13 protein-coding genes are annotated in these 18,133 nt (G+C 64.9%); 8 read left to right on the top strand and 5 right to left on the bottom strand.

Annotated features, from left to right (window positions below; genetic code table 11):
* The first annotated feature begins 164 nt into the window (after positions 1 to 164).
* From N0D28_RS00285 to N0D28_RS00270, 4 genes are all read left to right on the top strand, one after another.
* Complete coding sequence (locus N0D28_RS00285; protein ID WP_260560429.1) at positions 165 to 3,578, top strand: DUF7927 domain-containing protein; 3,414 nt, start codon at positions 165 to 167, stop codon at positions 3,576 to 3,578.
* Positions 3,575 to 7,123, top strand: a complete 3,549-nt coding sequence (locus N0D28_RS00280) for a hypothetical protein (protein WP_260560428.1) — start codon at positions 3,575 to 3,577, stop codon at positions 7,121 to 7,123. The genes N0D28_RS00285 and N0D28_RS00280 overlap by 4 nt, the downstream gene beginning before the upstream one ends.
* Positions 7,120 to 10,116 carry a beta strand repeat-containing protein gene (locus N0D28_RS00275; RefSeq protein WP_260560427.1) on the top strand — a complete coding sequence of 999 codons (2,997 nt, stop codon included), beginning with the start codon at positions 7,120 to 7,122 and terminating at the stop codon, positions 10,114 to 10,116. Before N0D28_RS00280 ends, N0D28_RS00275 begins: the two co-directional genes overlap by 4 nt.
* A gap of 78 nt (positions 10,117 to 10,194) precedes the next feature.
* Complete coding sequence (locus N0D28_RS00270) at positions 10,195 to 11,202, top strand: CobW family GTP-binding protein (protein WP_260560426.1); 1,008 nt, start codon at positions 10,195 to 10,197, stop codon at positions 11,200 to 11,202.
* Here N0D28_RS00270 and N0D28_RS00265 read toward each other — a convergent pair.
* The gene (locus N0D28_RS00265) at positions 11,199 to 12,347 is read right to left on the bottom strand and encodes a glycosyltransferase (RefSeq protein ID WP_260560425.1); all 1,149 of its coding nucleotides are present in this window, start codon (positions 12,345 to 12,347) and stop codon (positions 11,199 to 11,201) included. The two genes, N0D28_RS00270 and N0D28_RS00265, sit on opposite strands and share 4 nt — an antisense overlap.
* An 80-nt stretch (positions 12,348 to 12,427) precedes the next feature.
* Between N0D28_RS00265 and hisA the strand changes: the two genes are divergently transcribed.
* Positions 12,428 to 13,171: a 1-(5-phosphoribosyl)-5-[(5-phosphoribosylamino)methylideneamino]imidazole-4-carboxamide isomerase gene (gene hisA, locus N0D28_RS00260; RefSeq protein WP_260560424.1), complete on the top strand. Its 744-nt coding sequence runs from the start codon at positions 12,428 to 12,430 to the stop codon at positions 13,169 to 13,171.
* Positions 13,172 to 13,186: 15 nt separating this feature from the next.
* Positions 13,187 to 13,735, top strand: coding sequence for a DinB family protein (locus tag N0D28_RS00255; RefSeq protein ID WP_260560423.1), 549 nt, complete (start codon positions 13,187 to 13,189; stop codon positions 13,733 to 13,735).
* 148 nt (positions 13,736 to 13,883) lie between these two features.
* On the opposite strand, the gene N0D28_RS15540 is transcribed toward N0D28_RS00255, so the two are convergent.
* The 3 genes from N0D28_RS15540 to N0D28_RS00240 form a co-directional block, all read right to left on the bottom strand.
* The gene (locus N0D28_RS15540) at positions 13,884 to 14,123 is read right to left on the bottom strand and encodes a nitric oxide synthase oxygenase (RefSeq protein WP_312846421.1); all 240 of its coding nucleotides are present in this window, start codon (positions 14,121 to 14,123) and stop codon (positions 13,884 to 13,886) included.
* Between the two features lie 77 nt (positions 14,124 to 14,200).
* Entirely contained in the window at positions 14,201 to 15,547 is a 1,347-nt protein-coding gene (locus N0D28_RS00245) for a hypothetical protein (RefSeq protein WP_260560422.1), read from the bottom strand.
* A gap of 245 nt (positions 15,548 to 15,792) precedes the next feature.
* Positions 15,793 to 16,368, bottom strand: a complete 576-nt coding sequence (locus tag N0D28_RS00240) for an RNA polymerase sigma factor (protein WP_260560421.1) — start codon at positions 16,366 to 16,368, stop codon at positions 15,793 to 15,795.
* Positions 16,369 to 16,455: 87 nt separating this feature from the next.
* Between N0D28_RS00240 and N0D28_RS00235 the strand changes: the two genes are divergently transcribed.
* Positions 16,456 to 16,821 (top strand): FUN14 domain-containing protein, encoded by a 366-nt coding sequence (locus N0D28_RS00235; RefSeq protein WP_260560420.1) that lies wholly within the window; start codon positions 16,456 to 16,458, stop codon positions 16,819 to 16,821.
* A 61-nt stretch (positions 16,822 to 16,882) separates the two neighbouring features.
* On the opposite strand, the gene N0D28_RS00230 is transcribed toward N0D28_RS00235, so the two are convergent.
* Positions 16,883 to 17,374 carry an FKBP-type peptidyl-prolyl cis-trans isomerase gene (locus N0D28_RS00230; RefSeq protein ID WP_260560419.1) on the bottom strand — a complete coding sequence of 164 codons (492 nt, stop codon included), beginning with the start codon at positions 17,372 to 17,374 and terminating at the stop codon, positions 16,883 to 16,885.
* 234 nt (positions 17,375 to 17,608) lie between these two features.
* On the opposite strand from N0D28_RS00230, the gene fabZ reads away from it, so the two are divergent.
* Positions 17,609 to 18,130: a 3-hydroxyacyl-ACP dehydratase FabZ gene (gene fabZ / locus N0D28_RS00225; protein ID WP_260560418.1), complete on the top strand. Its 522-nt coding sequence runs from the start codon at positions 17,609 to 17,611 to the stop codon at positions 18,128 to 18,130.
* The last annotated feature ends 3 nt before the right edge of the window (positions 18,131 to 18,133 follow it).

Here is an 18,133-nt window from a genome sequence, read left to right as displayed (position 1 = left end):
GACTGAATTCAAGATTTCCTCTCACTCTTTTCTCTGCATTTTCCCCTCAGTTGAGGGCAGCTGTAATTTGTTCAGGAGACACCGTGCGAACAGCGTTCCAATCTATTCTCCCCCTACTGTGCTTGTGGACTGGGCTGGCCTCTGCCCAGATCCAGCCGCAGCCTGTGCCTGCCGGAACACAGATCGTCAACCAGGCCACTGGCAATTACAAAGACCTGCTGGCCGGTGACCAGATCAGCCAGTCCAACATCGTCAGAACCAGCATCTCACCGGTGTGCAGTGTTTCGGTGGTGGCAGGCGCCCAAGTACTGGGCTATCAGCCGGGCAGCCCGCTGGCCTTTGCCTTCACTGTCAGCAACACCGGCAATGACCCCTACGTCTTCGACCTTCAGGGTAAAACCACCCCAGCACTGGGCGCGGTTCGGCTTTACCGCGACGCTGCACCACTGGGCAGCCGAGGTGCGGGTGACGTTTTGTTACCTGCGCCTGAGCAACTCAGCCTGAATGCCGGTGAAGCCCAATCGCTGCTGCTCGAAGTCGATGTGCCCGCCAATGCCAGCGGCCAGATCAGCGGCCTCCTCAGCGCGGCCTGCCCGAACGGTGGCACGGCAACCACCGGACAGCAAACCGCCCAGCCCAGCGCACAGCTGGAGCTGTCCAAGAGCTTTTCTGCCGCCTCGGTGCAGTCCAACGGCGACGTGACAGTAACCCTGCGGGCTGTGAACACCGGCGAATTTGACGCTCAGAACGTGGTCGTCGAAGACCTCTTCGAGCAGAGTCTCAACGCTGGAAACAAGAACTTTGAGCTGGTGGCAGGCAGCGCCGCTCCCACCCTCGGCTATGAGCAGGTCGCCTCGGGTGTGCGCTGGCGGGTGCCGCTGCTGGCACGTCAGCAGGCCCTGAGCTTCAGCTTTCAGCTGCGTACCTTGCCCGGCGCAAAGGTCGGTCAGCTGATCAACCAGGCCACGGCGCAGGGCCAGGATGCCCAGGGCAATGCGCTTTCCACTGCTCAGGCGCAGGCCACCATCGCCGTGCGTCCACCGGCGCAGATTGCGCTGGGGCCAGCCAAAAACGCCCAGGCGGCTCCCGGCGGCGAGGGCAGCGCCTCAGACCGGCAAAGCCAGAGTGACATCCTGCAAAATCAGCAGGTCTGCTTTGAACATGAACTGCAAAACCTCGGCCCCGACCCCGATAACCTGAGTGTCGTGGCGGACGCGGGCGCACCAAATACCGTGTTTCGTACTCTCGGCGGCGCAGCGCAGGTGTTTCCGGTGCGGTTGGCCTCCAACCAGACCGCCGCGTTCCTGGCCTGCTACAGCCCCGTTGGCAACCAGCCGTTCGAGGCCCGCTTGACGGCGACCAGCACGGCCCAGACTCAGTCCAACTCGACCACCGACGCCGTGCTGAGTTTTGTGATACCGGGCGTGGCCCTCGGCCCGGTGAATGCGCCAGAAGCGCTGGAACTGAGCGGGGACGATACCCAGAGCCAGTCCCAAGCTATCGTGGGCAAGCCAAACTGCTTTGAGCAGACCCTCAAGAACACCGGCACCAATTCAGACAGCTACACCATCAGTACCAGGCAGGTTTGGAACACGGCCACCACCGAGATCAAGGTGCAGCAGCCCCTGAATCTGGCTTCCGGCGCAAGCGTGACCTTTACAGTGTGTTTCACCCCGCTGCAACCCGGTCCACTGGAAGTGCTGCTGATTGCCACCTCGAAGTATGGCCCGTCCAACCTCACCCGTGACCGCATTCTGAATGTGGTGTTGCCGCAAATCGCACTCGGGCCCATTGGGAATCCGCAGGCCAACCCCGGGGGCGAGGGCAGTACCGATGACCTGCAGGTGCGTGACAACGGCCTTCTCAACCAGCGTCTGTGCTTCTCTCAGACCGTCAGCAACCTGGCCGCCGTGCCAGATCAGCTCAGTATCAGCGGCGTGATTAATCTGGGCAGCGCCGAACTGACCCTTGAAAACCTTGACGGCAGCGCCTTGGTTCAGCCTATCGCGCTCGCCGCCGCCGCTCAGCCGGGAGACCACCTCGATTTCCGCGTCTGTGTCACGCCCAGCGCTTCAGCAGAAGGCGCGGCGGCCCTGCAACTGACCTTGAAGGCCACCTCAGAACTGGGCGCAGCGCCCAATGCCACCCGCGATCAGGTGAGCCGCCTTTACAGTGGCCTGCCACGTCTGACCAAAGTGGTGGATCAGGCCAGCGGCACCCCGGTGGCCCAGGGCCACCGGCTGACCTACAGCCTCAAGTCCGAGAATCCCTTCCCCTTCGCGCTCGCGCAGATCACGGTGCAGGACACGCTCAGCGACTACCTCGACCCGGCCACCCTGGAGATCTCTGACGGTGGCCGCTTGGAAGGCAAGACGGTCATCTGGACGCTTGACCACCTCGATCCTCAGAGCGCCCGCACCCTGACGGTCAGTGCCAAAGTCAAACAGGATGCTCCCGACGGCGTGCTGGTGGTCAACCGCTTTGTCTTCAGCAGCAGAGAAGTACAGACGCCGACGCCTTCCAACGATGTGGAGAGCCTGATCTGGAGCGCGACGTTGACCCTCGATAAGCGCTCTGACAGCGCCCAGGTGGACATTGGCGGCGAGCTGGGCTGGACCCTGCACATCCACAACACTTCCAAGAACGCCGCTCTGATTAATCTGATGCTCAACGACACCCTGCCAACTGGCCTGACCTTCGTGCCAGGCAGCGCTAAACTCGACGGTCAGCCACTGGCAGATCCGATGATCCAAAACCAGATGCTGCGCTTCAGCTTGCCGACACCGATCCAGGCGAATGCCACCGTGACCCTGACGTTCCGCACCCGCGTGGGTGTCGACAGCCCCGAGGTCATCATCAACTCGGCCCAGGTTGAGGGTAAAGGCCAGAACACCCTGACCGCCGCTCTGACCGCTGTAGCTTCCAACGTCGCCAAGAGCCAGGCGGTCCGTATCAATCCGCGTGTCTTCGCGCCGCGCGGCGAGTTGCTGGGCCGGGTGTACCTCGACCTCAACGGGGACGCGGCCTTTACGTTCGGAAAGGATCTGCCGCTGGCCAATGCCCGCCTGATCCTGGCGGATGGCCGCAGCGTCCTGACTGACAAAGAGGGGCGCTACCACTTCCAGAGTTTGCCTGAGGGCATGTGGGGGTTGCGTCTCGATCCCAACTCAGTGCCGTTCATTCCGGAGCGCGACGTCAATGATGGAGGCCTGCTGGGCAGCCGCAACATGTCGGTCTTCGCGCTGACGGTTGCCGACTTCCCGCTCGAAAAGCCGCAGGGCGAGATTTATGCCGAGCGCGTCACCACACTGCAGGTCGGGAATGCTGTGCTGGGCAAGTCGATGCTGCAAATTGGCCTCAACATCTTCCAGGTCACCTTGAGCTTGCAAACGCCCCAGGCTCTGAGTCAGCTGCACATCCTCGATCCTCTGCCGACTGGGGCCAGAATGACTGATGGAGCGTCAGACTTGCGTCTTGACGTACCTGCCGGTCAGCAGCAGTGGCGCTACACCTTTGAGTGGTCTGGGAAAGCACTGCCCGCCCTGACCGATCCTCAAATGGACTGGAGATACCCATGAGTTCGCTGCGTGTCCTTTCGCTGCTGATGGCCGGAACCCTGGCGCTGGGAGTTGGCCAGGCCCAGATGCCCGTTCCCGCTGTGAGTCAGCCTGAAGCCCAGCGTCTGGAAGTGAGTGCGCCTTTCCGTACGCTGGTCAATACCTCCACTGACCTCAGATTCACCCTCAGCAATGTGGGTGAGGCTCCGGCTCAGCTCACGCTCCTGCTCGACGCCGACCCGTCCGTGATGCTGGGCAGCAGTAGCCTCAATGTGACGCTGCAACCCCATGAAGTCCGGGTGCTCAGTGTCACGGCGACCCCGTCACAGGTGGGAACCTTCCAGGTGCGGGGCCGCGTGGTCACCCAGGGCACACTGGCAGAAGGGCTGGCCGAAGAGAACGTGCGGGCACAGACCAGCAGTACCCTGGAAGTGTTGCCTGGGCTCAGAGCGGCGCGGGAGTCCGATCTCTCGCTGCCGTTCAGGGTGTCTCAGGAAGCGCTCAGCGTGGTGGTGGCTCAACGCCTGCCGCAGGGCACCGTCTACCGGCCCGGCTCGAGCACGCTGGCTGCAGAGCCGCTGACCGATCCGAAAGTTGGCCAGAACAGCATGCTGTACTGGACTGTCAGCCTGCCGCCTGCCGACCCGACGTTGCCGAAGGGCGCACAGCGTCCCTTTGTGCTCAGCTACAAGGTGTCCCACAGCGGCGATCTTCCGGCCCTGGCTGCTCCGGCGCTGCAAGCCCGCTTTCCCGGCGACACCGATGTGGCCCTCGTCGGGCAGATCGATTCTCAGGATCTGGCCCAGGCCAGTCAGTCTGCGACGGCCAGTGTCAACCCCGGCGTTATCAAGTTGCCGCTGGACGGCGCGGTGTTTCGTGACCGCAGCCGCATCAGTGTGATGCTCGAAGGAAGCGATACCGCCGACCTGAGCGCCACCCTCAACGGTCAGCCGCTGCCGGAAGACGCACTGGGTAAGACCGTCACCGACCCCAAAAACCACAGCGTTCACCTGGAATATTTCGGCCTGCCACTTCAGGAAGGCAAGAATGTGCTGGCAGTCGGCGGCGAACAGGTGACGGTGTTTCTGGCTGGTGCGCCAGTGCGCCTGGAAGCCGAGCCGAAGCAGATGGTGGCTGACGGCTTCACGCCGCTGGAGATCAGGCTCAGCGCAGTGGACAAGAACGGCATCACCGGGCGCGACGGTTTCATCACAGTGGACAGCAATCTCGAAGTCCTCGACCCAGATGCCAACCCCACCGAATCCAATTACCAAGTGAAACTGGTCAACGGCGTGGGCATCTTGCATTTGCGCCCCCAGGCCGTGCCGACCCGCCTCAACCTCAAGCTGGCCATCGGTGAACTGCGCCGCGACGTGAGCTTTGATGTGCGGCCCAACGCCACTCAGGTGGGCATCGGCACCCTCAGCGCCACAGTGGGCCTTCAGCCCTTTTCGGTGGGCATCACTGGGCGCGGCTACTACGAGGGACCGCTGGCTGGCGGCAAGCTCTACGTGGCCGGGGCTGCCGAATACCAGGGCCGCTCCGCTGCTGGCGGCTGGCAGACCCCCACCTCTGGAGGCCGCTTACCCGTCAACGAGACGACGGTGGACGGTTACACGGTCTACGGCGACTCTTCCAGCGCCTCGGTGCCGCTGCAAGGTATCGATCCGCTGGCGCTGCGCTACGAGCATCCCCGCTTTCAGGTGAGTTACGGTCAGGTGGCTCTGCCCATCACGACCCTGGCGGCGGGCGGCGGCTACACAGCCCTGACTGCTGAGACCAAGGGAGACGTGCAGTTCTCCGGTTTCGTGGCTGCTGTGCCTTCGAGCACTGTCCAGAGAACCCTGACGCCGGACGGTACCCGTCTGCTCAAGATTGGCGAGGCCGTCGAGTATGGCTCAGAACATCTGGAGCTGGTTCTCACCGACCGCATGACCGGAGTGGAACTCTCCCGCAAGCCACTGACCTGGCTGGTGGATTACACCCTCGACGCCGATTCGGGCGTTCTGGAATTTGTGCGCCCACTAACCTCTACCGACGAGCAGCTCAATCCCCAGTCGCTGGAGCTGACCTACCGTACGCCCGACCCGCTGGGCCACCGCTACGTTATCGGCGGCGCACAGGTCAAGACCACCCAGGGGCCGTTCAGCGCTTCGGCAGCCATTGTCTCGCTACGCCAGGACGGTGACCAGAACACCGTCACCTTCGGCACGCGGCTGAGCTACACCCAGGGCACCAACAGCGCCGAGGTGTATCTGGCCTATGCCCACGGTATGCAGGCGACGCTGAGCGCTCAAACCCAGACCCAGGCGCTGTCGGTCAGCGCCCGTGCCCGCACCCAGTCGGAAGGTTATGACGGCGTCGGCAAGGGCAGCGTCGGCACAGACGTCGCGGTGGACGCCAGTTATAAAGTGACGCCGCAGTTCAGCGTGCAGGCTTCGGGACTCTACGGTCGGGCGGCCTCGGGCAGCAGCGCGTTGCTCTCGGCGTCAGCCAACTACACATTTTCCTCCTTCACGCTGGGGGCTGGATTGCGCCAGCAACTGCTGTCCAATCCCGCTACTTTCGTGACAGCCAAGGCCGCTTATAACGGCCCGAAGCTGGGAGCCGAGGTAAGTCATGCTCAGGTTCTGGTCGGCCAGGGCGATCCGCAAACGCAGTTCAGCGTGCGTTATGCCTTGACGCCCCAGCTCAGCCTCAAGCTGACCGATCTGCTGACCTGGGGCAAGAGCAACCAGGCCGCCCTGGGTGTGGAAAACAAATTCGGCAACACCACCCTCAGCGCCAATTACGAATTACCCAGTAGCGGTGGCCAGGGCAACCGCGCCCGCTTTGGGGCCAATACTCAGGTGCCGATTACCGACCGCCTGAGCGCCAATGTCCAGGCGGCTTACTCGGCAGACTTGGCCTTGGGCAATCACACCACCGAGGGCGGCGTCGACCTGAGTTACCGGGGCGATCAGTTCACGGCCAGCGCAGGCGTGAGTGCCAACCTGCCGAGCGACGGCGACGCCAAGCTGGTCTACAAGGGCGGCCTGAGTAGCTCGATTGGCCGGGTCTGGACGCTGGCCGCCGACGCCACCAGTGAGCGCTCGGCAGTCAGCGGTAACCGCTTGACCGTTTCGGCGGCGCTGCGTGACGGCCTGCTGGAAGGACTGGCCTACGTGCGTTACGCCGATGGCAGCCTCAAAGGAAACAGCACGGGCGACGGTGAAGTGACCTCGCAAATCGGCCTGACTTACCGCAAGCCGCAGTTTCAGGTGCGTGGGGCACTCAATACCCTCGATACTCTAGGGGTGGATTACGGCCTGCTGATCCAGCCGCAACTCGGCGGCACGCTCTACCTCACGGACTGGCTGGGTATGGGGGTCTATGGCCGCGCCCTCTATCAGCCAGGCTTGCAATCGGTGCAATGGGGACTGGGCCTGGAAGGCACTGTGCGGGTATTCGACGGCACCTGGGCCACCGTGGGCTACAACCCCACCGGCTTTAATGGCATCGGCAGCGACACCCATCAGGGCTTTTACCTGCGCCTCGATCTGCTCCTTCAGGAGAACAACCGATGAATCTGAACCTCTCCGGCCCCCGGCGGCCCTCGCCCCGCCTTGCCACAGCCCGCTCCAACATCCCCAAGTCTCGTTTCAAGAGTGTCTCACTTTCTGCGGTCTTGCTTTGTACGGCCTTAATGGTGATGACTTCGCCGTTCGTGGCCTTGGCTGAAGTCTGCGGGACTCCTGGCAAGGATGGCAGCACTTTCAATCCTAACAGTTATTATCCGGCGGCTTCAGGTACTACGGCGACTTCGGGCACTTTTACTATCAGTCTGGGAACCAAACGCACCACACCCACTGCGAGCGACTTGGCAGCAGGTGACCTGGTACTGATCGTGCAGATGCAAGATGCACTGATTAATAACTCTGACAGCGTGAGTTACGGCGACGGCAGTAGTGGCCGGGGTTATACCAACCTGCGGAGCGCCGGTTACTACGAGTTCAACGTGGTAAGTGGCATCACTGGAACCACACTCACGTTGCAAAATGCGCTGGCAAATACCTACACCAATGCCAGCGCCAATACTTCCACTGGACAGCGCCGCTTTCAAATCGTGCGGGTGCCACAGTTTTCGGCGCTTACCCTCGCCAGCGATATTTCGGTTCCCACCTGGAATGGAGACACTGGGGGGGTGTTTGCGCTTAACGTCGCTGGAACTCTCGATTTTAATGGAAAGACCATTGACGCTTCGAGTGCTGGCTTTCGTGGTGGCGGCTCACGTCAAGATGACGTTGTGAGTGGCCAGAAAATCGTCAACTACGCCACCCCCTACTCCGCAACGGTGTCGAATTATGGTGCATTCAAAGGTGAGGGGATAGCGGGCACCCCGCGTTTTGTGCGTGACTTGACCAAAACGAGCGTGGCCTATACCGGGACTGATCTCGGCACTTCTGGCTATCCTACTGGTACGGTGACGCTGGGTGTGACGGGAACAACCGCCAGCGTCACAGGGGGACTGGACCGTTCACGGGGCGCGCCAGGCAACGCAGGTGGCGGCGGTGACCAGCACAACGCGGGCGGCGGCGGTGGCGGCAATGTAGGGATGGGCGGTACAGGCGGTAACAGTTTCGCCTTCTATCGTAATCCCACCAGCGGAAGTTGCGTCAACTTCGGTGGCACTTTCAACGCCTGCGACGGCGATGGCGCGCGTCCTGTAGGTGGCCTCGGCGGGGTCGGTATCCCTCCTGGAATTGTTTATCCCAATGCCGAACGTCTGATCGTGGGCGGGGGCGGCGGTGCTGGCGACAATAACAATGCTGCTGACGACTACCCAACGACGCCTCAGGCCAGTGGGGGCAACGGCGGCGGTGTGATCTTCGTAGTGGCCAACACCATCACCGGTACAGGCACCTTGCGTGCCAATGGGCAAGACGGCCAACCTGCTGGACGTGATGGCGCAGGCGGTGGGGGTGCGGGTGGTACCGTCGCCATTGCCACCAGTACCGTGAATCTCTCAAGTCTGAATGTTCAGGTTAACGGCGGGAGTGGTGGCAATTCGGCATTGCCTCTCAAGGGAGGAGAAACTCAGGGGCCGGGCGGCGGCGGCGGCGGCGGCGCAGTCTTGCTGACGACCACCGTGACGATGCGCCCGACGATCAGCTTTGTTGGTGGTGCTGCTGGGGTCAATACTCCTATTGCTGGTATCACCAACGTGTACGGCGGCTCTGCGGGTAACGGCGGTAAAGGCGACATCATTTACAACAACATTAATATCCCGCGTACTCCTGCCTGCTTTCCCCAGCTCACCGTCACCAAAGTGACCACCACGCCGCAGCCGCTCAACACACCGGCCAGTACCCAGACGCCTGCTTACAAAATCACTATCAGCAATGCGGCAGGCGTTGGGGCGGCGACTGGTGTTCGGGTTGCTGACAGCTTGCCTAATCCCTTCACCTACGCTGGCCCCACCGCCTACACGCCCAGCAGTGCATCCGTTACCCGTCCTACAACCAGCGATCCTGCGACCAGCGCCATCACCCTGAATTGGAGTTCGTTTGTCATTCCTGGCGGCCAGAGCGTAACTCTCGACTTTCCCGTCAACCGCTTGCAGGCCGTCGGCACCTTCCAGAACTCTGCCTCGGTCAGTTTCCTCGACCCTACCGATAGTAGTGGTACACGTCTCGTGTCGCCTGCCTCTGCTGCGCTGGTCGGAGCCAACACCACCTACACTGGCGGCGGCACGGTAACGGGTAGCAATTATGCCAGCACGTCTTCAACCGCTGAAGACATCACCATTGAGAGCGATCTGCAAGTCACCAAACAAGCGTTCAAGACGGGCAGCAGCACCAACCCGCAGACCACACGAACCAACGGTCAAGGCTTCGATTATCTCATCACCGTGACCAATCTCAAAGCGGTGAACGCGACGAACGTGACCGTGACCGACGCCAACTTTCCCAGCACCGTCACGCCTGGAACGGCCACGATCGTCTCCACGCCTGCTACGCCAACAACGGGCGCTGCCTTTAACGCTGTGACCAAGACACTGACTGTGACTGCGCTGGCAGCGGGGCAGAGTGTCAGTGTGCGAATTCCGGTAACGGTGAACTTGAATGTGCTGACCGCAGCGGCGACACCCAATACGGCCACCCTCACGGTCTCCACGCCAGTTGATGACGGCACCAATGGGTCGGTGACGGCCAACAATACGCAGACGGTTACGACGTACTTCAATCCGGTACAGCTCAGGAAATACGTGCGGAACGCGACTCCAACTTCAAGTCTGCCAAACGGTGAGCCGACAGACATCAACCGCACCACGACCATCGCCAAGCCCCTCGATAAACTTGAATACTGCGTGCAAGCCACCAGCTTGCTCACGACAGCTCTGGACGTCAATGTCTCCGACGTTTTGCAGCCCAATCAGACCTTCGTGACGAACAGTATTACCAACGACAGCGGCGCTTCACCTGTCGGTGCGTTGGTTGGTAATACTGTGACGGGCACGCTCAAGAGCGTTTCTTCCACCCAGACTCGAACTCTCTGCTTCCAGACCACCGTCAACTGATCTGACCGTTCACTTTGTCCAGCGGCTTTAACCCCGTGTGTGGGGCCGCTTCTCTGTCTGGACCCTTACCATAGCCAGATGACCCTCCCCGATCCGCCCGATCCCTTGTTCACCTTTGACCCTCCTGCCGATCAGCGCATCCCCGTCACCGTCATCGGCGGTTTTCTGGGCGCGGGCAAAACCACCCTGGTCAACCACCTGATCCGCTCCTCGCCGCAGCATTTCGGGGTCATCGTCAACGAGTTCGGGGTGGTGGGCGTGGACGGCGGCCTGATCGAAGCGGTGCGGGCTGAAGAGGACGGCCTTGATCTCACCGAACTGACGGCGGGCTGCTTGTGCTGCTCGGGCCGGGACGACCTGCTGCGGGCGCTCATCACGCTGGCCCTGCGCGACGTTAAGCCCACCCACGTGCTGATCGAGCTGTCTGGCGTGGCCGATCCGGTGCCGGTGCTGGGCACGCTGCTGGAGCCGCAGGTTCGCGCCGCCTTCCGGGTGGGCAGCTTGGTGGCGGTGGCCGACGCCGCCCAGTTGCGCCGCACCCTGGCCGAGTACCGCGAGGGCGCGAGGCAACTGGCTTACGCGGGCGTGGTGGTGCTCAACAAGGCCGATCAGGTCGGCGAGGAAACCCTCAGTGCCGCCGAGGACGCCGTGCGGTCCGTCAATCCACTGGCCACCGTCATCCGGGCCAGCCGGGGACAGGTTGGCGTGGACGACCTGCTCGCCCGGCGCGACTTCGACCCAGAACGCCTGATCGACGCCCCGGCCACACTGCATACACCGGGGCTGAAGTCGCTGGTGCTGCGCTGTGAGCGGCCTCTCGACCCGTACCGCTGGCACGCCTTCCTGCGCGAGTACATTCTGTCGCGCCCCGCAGAGGTGCTGCGGGTCAAGGGGTATCTGAGCTTTCACGATCAGCCGGGCCGCATCCTGTTTCAGTCGGTGCGCGACGTGTTCACGGCAGACCGGGTGGACAGCAGACCGGGCGAGACCGGATTGACCGAACTGGTCGTCATCGGGCGCGGATTGGAGAAAACCGAGTACGAATCGGCGCTGGCGGGGTGTCAGATGGAGACGGCTTCGAGCTAGCGTTTCGCCAGCAAATTTTCATACACCTGCACCAGTGCCCTGGCCCGCACCCGCAAATCGTACTGCTCGGCGCTGAGGCGGGCGGCGGCGCGGCGGCGCGGCAGACTGGCGGGGTCCAGGGCGCTCAGCAGTCCTTCGGCCAGCGCTTCCGGGTGCGCTTCGCGGATCAGGCCGTTGTCGCCGCTTGGCCCGCTGTGAATCAGGTCCTCGGCGGCGGGGCTGCGGGCGGCCACCAGTGGCGTTCCGGCCGCCAGCGCCTCGATCATCGACATCGGCAGCACTTCCGAGGTGCTGGCGGTCACGAACACGTCGGCGGCGGCCAGCAGCTGCGGCACCTCGGCGTAAGGCAGTGCGCCGGTAAAGACGGTGCCCGCCGGGGCCTGGGCTTCCAGCGCCAACTTCACCGGGCCGTCACCGACCACCAGCAGCCGCAGGTCGGGGCGGCGCTCGCGGGCCAGGGCGAAGGCCCGCAGCATGGTGTCCAGATTTTTCTCAGGAGCCAGCCGTCCCAGCGAGATGATCAGCGGGGCCGCCGCGTCCACCCCGTAGCGCTGCCGGACAGCGGCCCGCACCGCTGGGGTGTCCGCCGCCTGGAAGGACGCCAGGTTCACCGGATTGGGCATCAGCTTCACGTCGCCCGCAAAGCCGTAGAGCCGCAGCATCTCTTCCATCGCCCGGCCCGGCACCAGCACCTGATCCACGCTGCGGGCAAAGGCCGCCACGTGCGAGCGCGTCAGGCTGCGGCTGACCCGGCGCGGCATCAGCGGCGCGTAGTGCAGGTACTGCTCGTACTGGGTGTGGGCCGTGAACACCGAGGGCGTCTGGAACCGCCGCGCCCAGAAGCGGGCCAGAATGCCCGGCAAGAAGGGGTGCATGGTGTGGAAGATGTCGGTGCCCCTCAGCGGCAGCCCCGCCACTGCCGCCGGGTTGGGCCACAGCAGCACCGGATAGTCGGCGGGCGTGCCCATGCTGGTGCTGGGCAGGCGGTAGACGCCCTCCTCGGCAGGCGGGCGGGCGGGGTGGTTGGGCGCGTAGATGCTGACCTCATGCCCCAGGTCGCGCAGACCCTGGGCAAACAACGCGGTGCTGGTCGCCACGCCGTTGCGCGAGGGCAGGTAAGTGGTGGTCACGAAGCCGATACGCACGTCGAGACTGAGTGTAGCGCGGTCGCCCGCCCGCGCATCCCTGCCGCCGACTCCACTGCCGCCGGGTTAGACTCCGGGGCATGAGCGCTTTCCTGCCGCCCGACACCGATTCGCTCCCCGCGCCGATGATCCTGCCGTGCGTGGACATTCAGCAGGGCCGCGCCGTGCGGCTCTACGAGGGCGACCCCGAGCGCGAGACGGTGTACTTCGAGTCACCCTTAAAGGCCGCCCAGCACTGGGTCTCGCTCGGCGCGGCGATGCTGCACCTGGTCGATCTGGACGCCGCCACCGGGCGCGGCGAGAACGCGGCCATTATCGCCGAGATCGTGCAGAGTGTGGGCGTACCGGTCGAAGTGGGCGGCGGCATCCGTGACCGGGCGCGGGCCGAGGCGCTGATCGAGCTGGGTGTGTCGCGCGTCGTCATCGGCACGGCGGCGGTGGCCCGCCCCGCACTGGTCAGCGAACTGCTGGCTGTGCACGGCCCCGAGCGGGTGGTGGTCAGCGTGGACGCGCGCGGTCTGGAGGTCGCCACCCACGGCTGGGCGCAGGGCAGCGGTGTCAGGGTGGCCGAACTCACCGCCGAGCTGGCCGGGCGCGGCCTGGAAACCCTGATCTTCACCGATGTCAGCCGTGACGGTACCCTGCGCGGCCTCGATGCCGAGCTGATGGCCGAAATCAGAACGTTGTGGATCAACACCCTGATCGTGGGCGGCGGCGTGCGCGACCTTCAGGACGTGGCGCTGCTGTCGGCCCTCAAGATTCAGGGGGCCATCGTGGGCCGCGCCATCTACGAGGGCACGCTGCCGTACCCACTGCCGAGTTGAGCGCTACACTCACGTATGCTCCCTGTGCCGCTGCCTTCTCCCTTCCGCTTCTGGAAAGTATTGCTGGCGCTGGCCCTGCTGATCGTGGTGGCGCGGCTGGCCAAGGGCCGCCAGGCGCAGCTCAAGGCGCTGGCGGTCGACGTGGCGTTAGAAACTCCCTCACGCCGCCGCAGTTACGCCGAGTTGCGCCGCAGCCTCGACGAAGCGGGTATGCGCCTGGAGCGCCGGGTGGCCCAGGCCGACGACACCGAAGCCAACCGCCAGCAGCTTCGCCACATCATCGGCATCGAGCGCTGGGGCCAGTCGCGCCTGAAGGTGCTTGGCGGCAGCGGGTTCGTCATGGACGGCCACCGGCTCTACCTTCCCGCCGAAAGCCTGGACCTGGCGGGCCTGCGTCAGCTCGCTTCGCTGACCCGCGCCCAGACCAGTGACCTCGTTCACTCTTTCGGAGCACAGCCGCCGCTGGGCAAGGTCGAGCACAATTCGCTGGGACCGCTCAGCGCCCGCGCCTGGCTGCGCTACCTGACGCTGCACGCCGAGTTTGAAAGTCGGCGCTTGAAGTGAGCGGTCAGTGAAACGGACGGCCCGCCGCGCCGACGCGTGGCTGGGCCGCTGGCATCTTCAGGAAGGTGGGCCGCCCCTGCTTGTCTTCGCGGTACTGGCGGTGCCAGATCGGTGAGGTGGCGGGGGAGAGCGGCGCAATCAGCCTGCTTCAGCGGCCCTGCACGGCCTGGCCCGCTCGGTGTTCGCGCGCCTCGAAGCGCACGAAATGGCCTGAGACGCCGTGGTGGTCGGCCAGCTTGATACCCGTCACATCGAAGCTGTGCAGCACCTGACGTAGCCGGTCACGCAGGCCGGGCCGCTGAGTCTCGGTGTAGAAGGTGTGCGGAAAGGAGCGGGCCTCGGCTGACGGTGGGTGGCCCGGCGGCAGGCTCCGGCCAGGCGAGGGCATGTGCCTGCGACATGCTTCAAGCTTGAATGGTTGGGCGGGGCATGATGTCCTGCGGCGCTGGCTTGCGCTGCTGGGGCTCAGACCTGCGCCGCCTCCCGGCCCAGCAGCAAGGTGCCCAGGCCCCAGACGCTGCCGATGACCGCCAGCCCCGCCGCCAGCGCGGGCACGCTGAGGGTGGCGCTGAAGGCCAGTAGGCCTGCCAGCGGCCCGGACACGTCCGGCAACGCCAGCTGAAGTCGCCTCGCCACGCTGCGCCCCGCTGCCGAGAGGCTCACGCTCAGGCCGATCAAGGCGGCCAGGGCACTCAGCAGACCCAACCCCAGGCCCGCTTCAGTCCAGCCGAACGAAACCAGCATCAGCCCCAGCCCGCTGAGGCCCAATCCCGCCAGGGTGCCCGCTGCCAGGGTCTGCACCGGGGCGCGGCGTTGCCGACGGGCCAGCCGGGCACTCCAGCCGCCTCCGAGCAGTAGGGCGGTGACGCCCAGCAGCAGCCCCGCGCCCAGACAGCGCTCCATCAGCAGTTGCGGCGCGGGGTGGAGGGTGCCCAGGGCTGCCAGGTGCGAGCGCAGCGGCGTGTTCTGAAGGGCGTCCCATACGGCGGGCAGGGTCACCACCCCGGTCATCGCCAGCCCCAGTGCGCCGAGCTGCCGCACCGCCGGGGTGGGCCGGGCCACGATCAGCCAGCTCAGCAGGGCCAGCGCGGCCACGCCCAGCACCGCGCTCAGCGGCAGCGCGAACGGCGTGGCCTGGCTCAGCAGCCCCAGCGTCTTCTGGGCCGCTGGGTTGCCGCGCAGCAGCGTCAGTCCGGCGAAAGCCAGCACCACGCCCAGTCCGCCCAGCCCCGAAGGACCGCCCGGCGGGTTGAGCCGGGTGCGGCCCAGTGGCGGCAGTGCATTCGGCTCGGGTGCTCCGGCAGGGCAGAGGGCGGCACGCGGTGACGGCTGAAATTCGGGGTGTGCCTCACGGGCCACCCGCGCCGCCACCGCCCCCGCCAGCGAGCGCGGCAGTTCGGGTGCAGGCCACTGCCGCAGCAGTGCAGCCAGCGGGTCGGTCTCTGACGCGTCACCAGCGATCCGCGCCGCCACGTCTGCCGCCACGGAGCGTTCCAGCAGCGGACCAGGGCCGAGGCGGCGGCTGAGCGCGATGTTCCGGGCGGTGTCGGCGGCGTGCGAGTGTTGCGGTGTCAGGGGGGCGCTGAGGGTGCGGTTCAGGGCAATGTCTCGCACAACCGAGTGCGCCACCGAGTGGGGCAATTTGGGCGGGTCGGCGCGGCGCAGAAGAGCAGCGGCACGCTCCCAGCCCTCGGCCTCCCGCCGCTGCGCCGCGTCGGCCAGCGCGCCGCCCAGGGCTTGCTGCTCACGCTCGGTCAGCTGCTCTTGGTCCTGGGTACGGTGCCACAACTCGCGCCAGTCTTGCCGTGTCATCGTCTCACCGTTGTCCTCCCGCGCCGCTCACTTGGGGCCGCTCCGCTTTCGTGCCGGGGCCAACCCGTCCCAATACAGCCCATCCCAATACAAGGCGGTACGCGGTCAGGAGCAACCGAGTTCCCTGAAGGCTTGCACCGTTCAAGCTTGAACAGTCGGGCCGGGGCGCGTCAAGTCGCCGCAGTCACCCTGACCGGGGTGGGTTACCAGTCCAGAGTTCCAGCGCAGGGTTTCAGTGCGGGAGTTCAGTGCAAATCGCTGACGCTTTCCAGCAGTCCGGCGAGCTGCTCCTTGGCCCGGAAAACCCGGCTCTTGGCGGTGCCGAGTGCCACGCCCTGAATGCGGGCGATGTCGTCGTAGGGCAGGTCCTCGACGAATCTCAGCACCACCGCCTCGCGGTATTCGGGCGCGAGTTGCATCAGGGCGCGCTGCACCCGGTCCTGGGCCTGGGCGCTCTCGGCCCCCTGCACCGGGCTGCGCGACGGGCTGACCACCTCGAAGCCCACCTCGTCCTGGGCTTCTTCCAGCGAGAACCGCCCGAGTTGCTTGCGGCGGTGCTTCTCGATCTGGGTATTGCGGGCGATCTGATAGAGCCACGGCAGTACCCGCTCCCCGGCCCGGAACGTGTGAATCGAGCGCCAGGCCCGGTAGAACACGTCCTGGGTCAGATCGAGGGCGTCCTCGGCGTGGCCTTCGAGCCGGTAGAGGTAAGCGTACATCCGGCGCTCGTAGAGCGAGATCAGGGCGTGCCAGGCGGCCTCGTCGCCGCTTTCCAACTGGCGGAGCAGTGCAGCGTCGATCACGTCTTCGGGCAGGCTCATCACCTTGCAGGATACCGCTTGCCCGCCGCCGGGACGTCTCACTTTTGAATGACGGCGCTCCTCAGCATTGGCCGCTAGCATGCGCGAATGTCTTCCGGTTTGCCTGCCGCCCCCCCAGATAGCTCGCTGGCCCATACCCTGTCGCAGGCCATCGTGCCCCTCCTGCCGCCGCTCTCGCTGGGGGCGCTGCTGGGTTTCGCGGCGGGCTACGCTGTGCGGGTGGTGGGCAAAATCGCCCTGCTGATCGTCGGCCTGCTGTTCGTGGCGATTCAACTGCTCTCGTATTTCGGCTTGGTCAGCGTCAACTGGCTGCGCTTCGAAACGCTCAGCGGCCCCTGGCTGCAAGACAGCGGCAAGAGTGTCTGGACCTGGGTGTCGGGCGTGCTGACCCACGATCTGCCGTTCGGCGGCGCGTTCGTGGTCGGATTGCTGCTGGGGTTGCGGCGGCGCTGAACAGAGAAACTGAAAGAGCCGTCCTCTCACCTTCAGGGGACGGCTCTTTCAGGCCTGATGTTTAGAAGTCGTCGTCCTCGTCTTCGTGATCGTCGTCGCCGTGGGCGTGGCCGTGTTCCAGCTCGTCGGCGGTGGCGTCGCGCACACTTTTGACAGTCACGTCGAAGTTCAGCACCTCACCGGCCAGCGGCGGGTTGAAGTCCACCGTCACGTCGTCGCCCTCCAGTGACATCACGGTGAAGGGCGTCACGCTGCCGTCCTCGGCCTGGGCGAAGTAGGTGGCCCCCACCTCGATGTCGTCGTCGAAATCCTCGCGGGCGATGACCTGAATGGCTTCCTCGTCGCGCTCACCGTAGCCGTCGTCCGGCTGCACCGTGACTTGCAGGTGGTCGCCCGCCGCCTTTCCGTCCAGGGCTTTTTCCAGGCCCGGAATGATGTTGCCGTGGCCCTGCAAGTAGGTCAGCGGCTCGCCGCTCTCGCTCTGATCAACGACCTCGCCGTTGACGGTCAGGGTGTATTCGATTTCGACGACTTTGTTTTCGCTGATGTTCATGCGCTCTCCTCGGAGACGGCGCGGCTCTCTGCGCGCGGCGTCGTGTCATGGCTAATGATTCGGGCACCAGAATACTCCAGCGGCGGCGGCTGTGGCCAGGATACGGTGGGCTGATCCTGGCCGTAGTTTCGGCAAACCCACGTGTTAGCATACGCAGGCTGGGTGGGGTGCGCCGGTTGAAGGGCCGCAAAACGGCCCGAACTGGCCCCCCCGCCATGAGGAGAAGAGACGAGCATGACCGACGCCCACCCTGCCCCTGCCCCCGAGCCGCGCGTCGCCCTGGGGATTCAGGACATTCTGAAGATCCTGCCGCACCGTTTTCCGTTCATTCTGGTGGACCGCGTTCTTTCGCGCGGCGGCGGTGTGGCCCACGCCCTGAAGAATGTCAGCATCGGCGAGCCGTTTTTTGCCGGGCACTTTCCCGGCGAGCCGGTGATGCCCGGCGTGCTGATCATCGAGGCGCTGGCGCAGGCCAGCATGTTCTGTCTGCCGCTGGAGGAGGGCACCGTCGCGTATCTGGCGGGTGTCGAGAAAGCGCGTTTCAAGCGCAAGGTGGTGCCGGGCGACCAACTGCACCTGCATGCCCGGCTCGATTTCGTGCGCCGGGGCCTGGGCAAGACCGTTTGCCGCGCTGAGGTGGACGGGGTGGTGGTGGCCGAGGCCGAGATCCTGTTCGCCGTGCCGCCTGCGCCCAGAGTAGCCCCTGACGCCCCCACCCCCGATGACGCCACGCTTCAGCCGAGGGACACCGAGTAGAGC

It is taken from the genome of Deinococcus rubellus, assembly GCF_025244745.1.
GTDB classification, from domain to species: domain Bacteria; phylum Deinococcota; class Deinococci; order Deinococcales; family Deinococcaceae; genus Deinococcus; species Deinococcus rubellus.
Note: the sequence above shows the minus strand (reverse complement) of the source record. Positions and strands in the feature narration are given on the sequence as shown.

Excerpts from the sequence above, each read along its gene's own strand:
- N0D28_RS00280 (WP_260560428.1), top strand. The coding sequence starts at position 3,575 with ATGAGTTCGCTGCGTGTCCTTTCGCTGCTGATGGCCGGAACCCTGGCG.
- N0D28_RS00275 (WP_260560427.1), top strand. The coding sequence starts at position 7,120 with ATGAATCTGAACCTCTCCGGCCCCCGGCGGCCCTCGCCCCGCCTTGCC.
- N0D28_RS00270 (WP_260560426.1), top strand. The coding sequence starts at position 10,195 with ATGACCCTCCCCGATCCGCCCGATCCCTTGTTCACCTTTGACCCTCCT.
- hisA (WP_260560424.1), top strand. The coding sequence starts at position 12,428 with ATGAGCGCTTTCCTGCCGCCCGACACCGATTCGCTCCCCGCGCCGATG.
- N0D28_RS00255 (WP_260560423.1), top strand. The coding sequence starts at position 13,187 with ATGCTCCCTGTGCCGCTGCCTTCTCCCTTCCGCTTCTGGAAAGTATTG.
- N0D28_RS15540 (WP_312846421.1), bottom strand. The coding sequence starts at position 14,123 with ATGCCCTCGCCTGGCCGGAGCCTGCCGCCGGGCCACCCACCGTCAGCC.
- N0D28_RS00245 (WP_260560422.1), bottom strand. The coding sequence starts at position 15,547 with ATGACACGGCAAGACTGGCGCGAGTTGTGGCACCGTACCCAGGACCAA.
- N0D28_RS00240 (WP_260560421.1), bottom strand. The coding sequence starts at position 16,368 with ATGAGCCTGCCCGAAGACGTGATCGACGCTGCACTGCTCCGCCAGTTG.
- N0D28_RS00235 (WP_260560420.1), top strand. The coding sequence starts at position 16,456 with ATGTCTTCCGGTTTGCCTGCCGCCCCCCCAGATAGCTCGCTGGCCCAT.
- N0D28_RS00230 (WP_260560419.1), bottom strand. The coding sequence starts at position 17,374 with ATGAACATCAGCGAAAACAAAGTCGTCGAAATCGAATACACCCTGACC.
- fabZ (WP_260560418.1), top strand. The coding sequence starts at position 17,609 with ATGACCGACGCCCACCCTGCCCCTGCCCCCGAGCCGCGCGTCGCCCTG.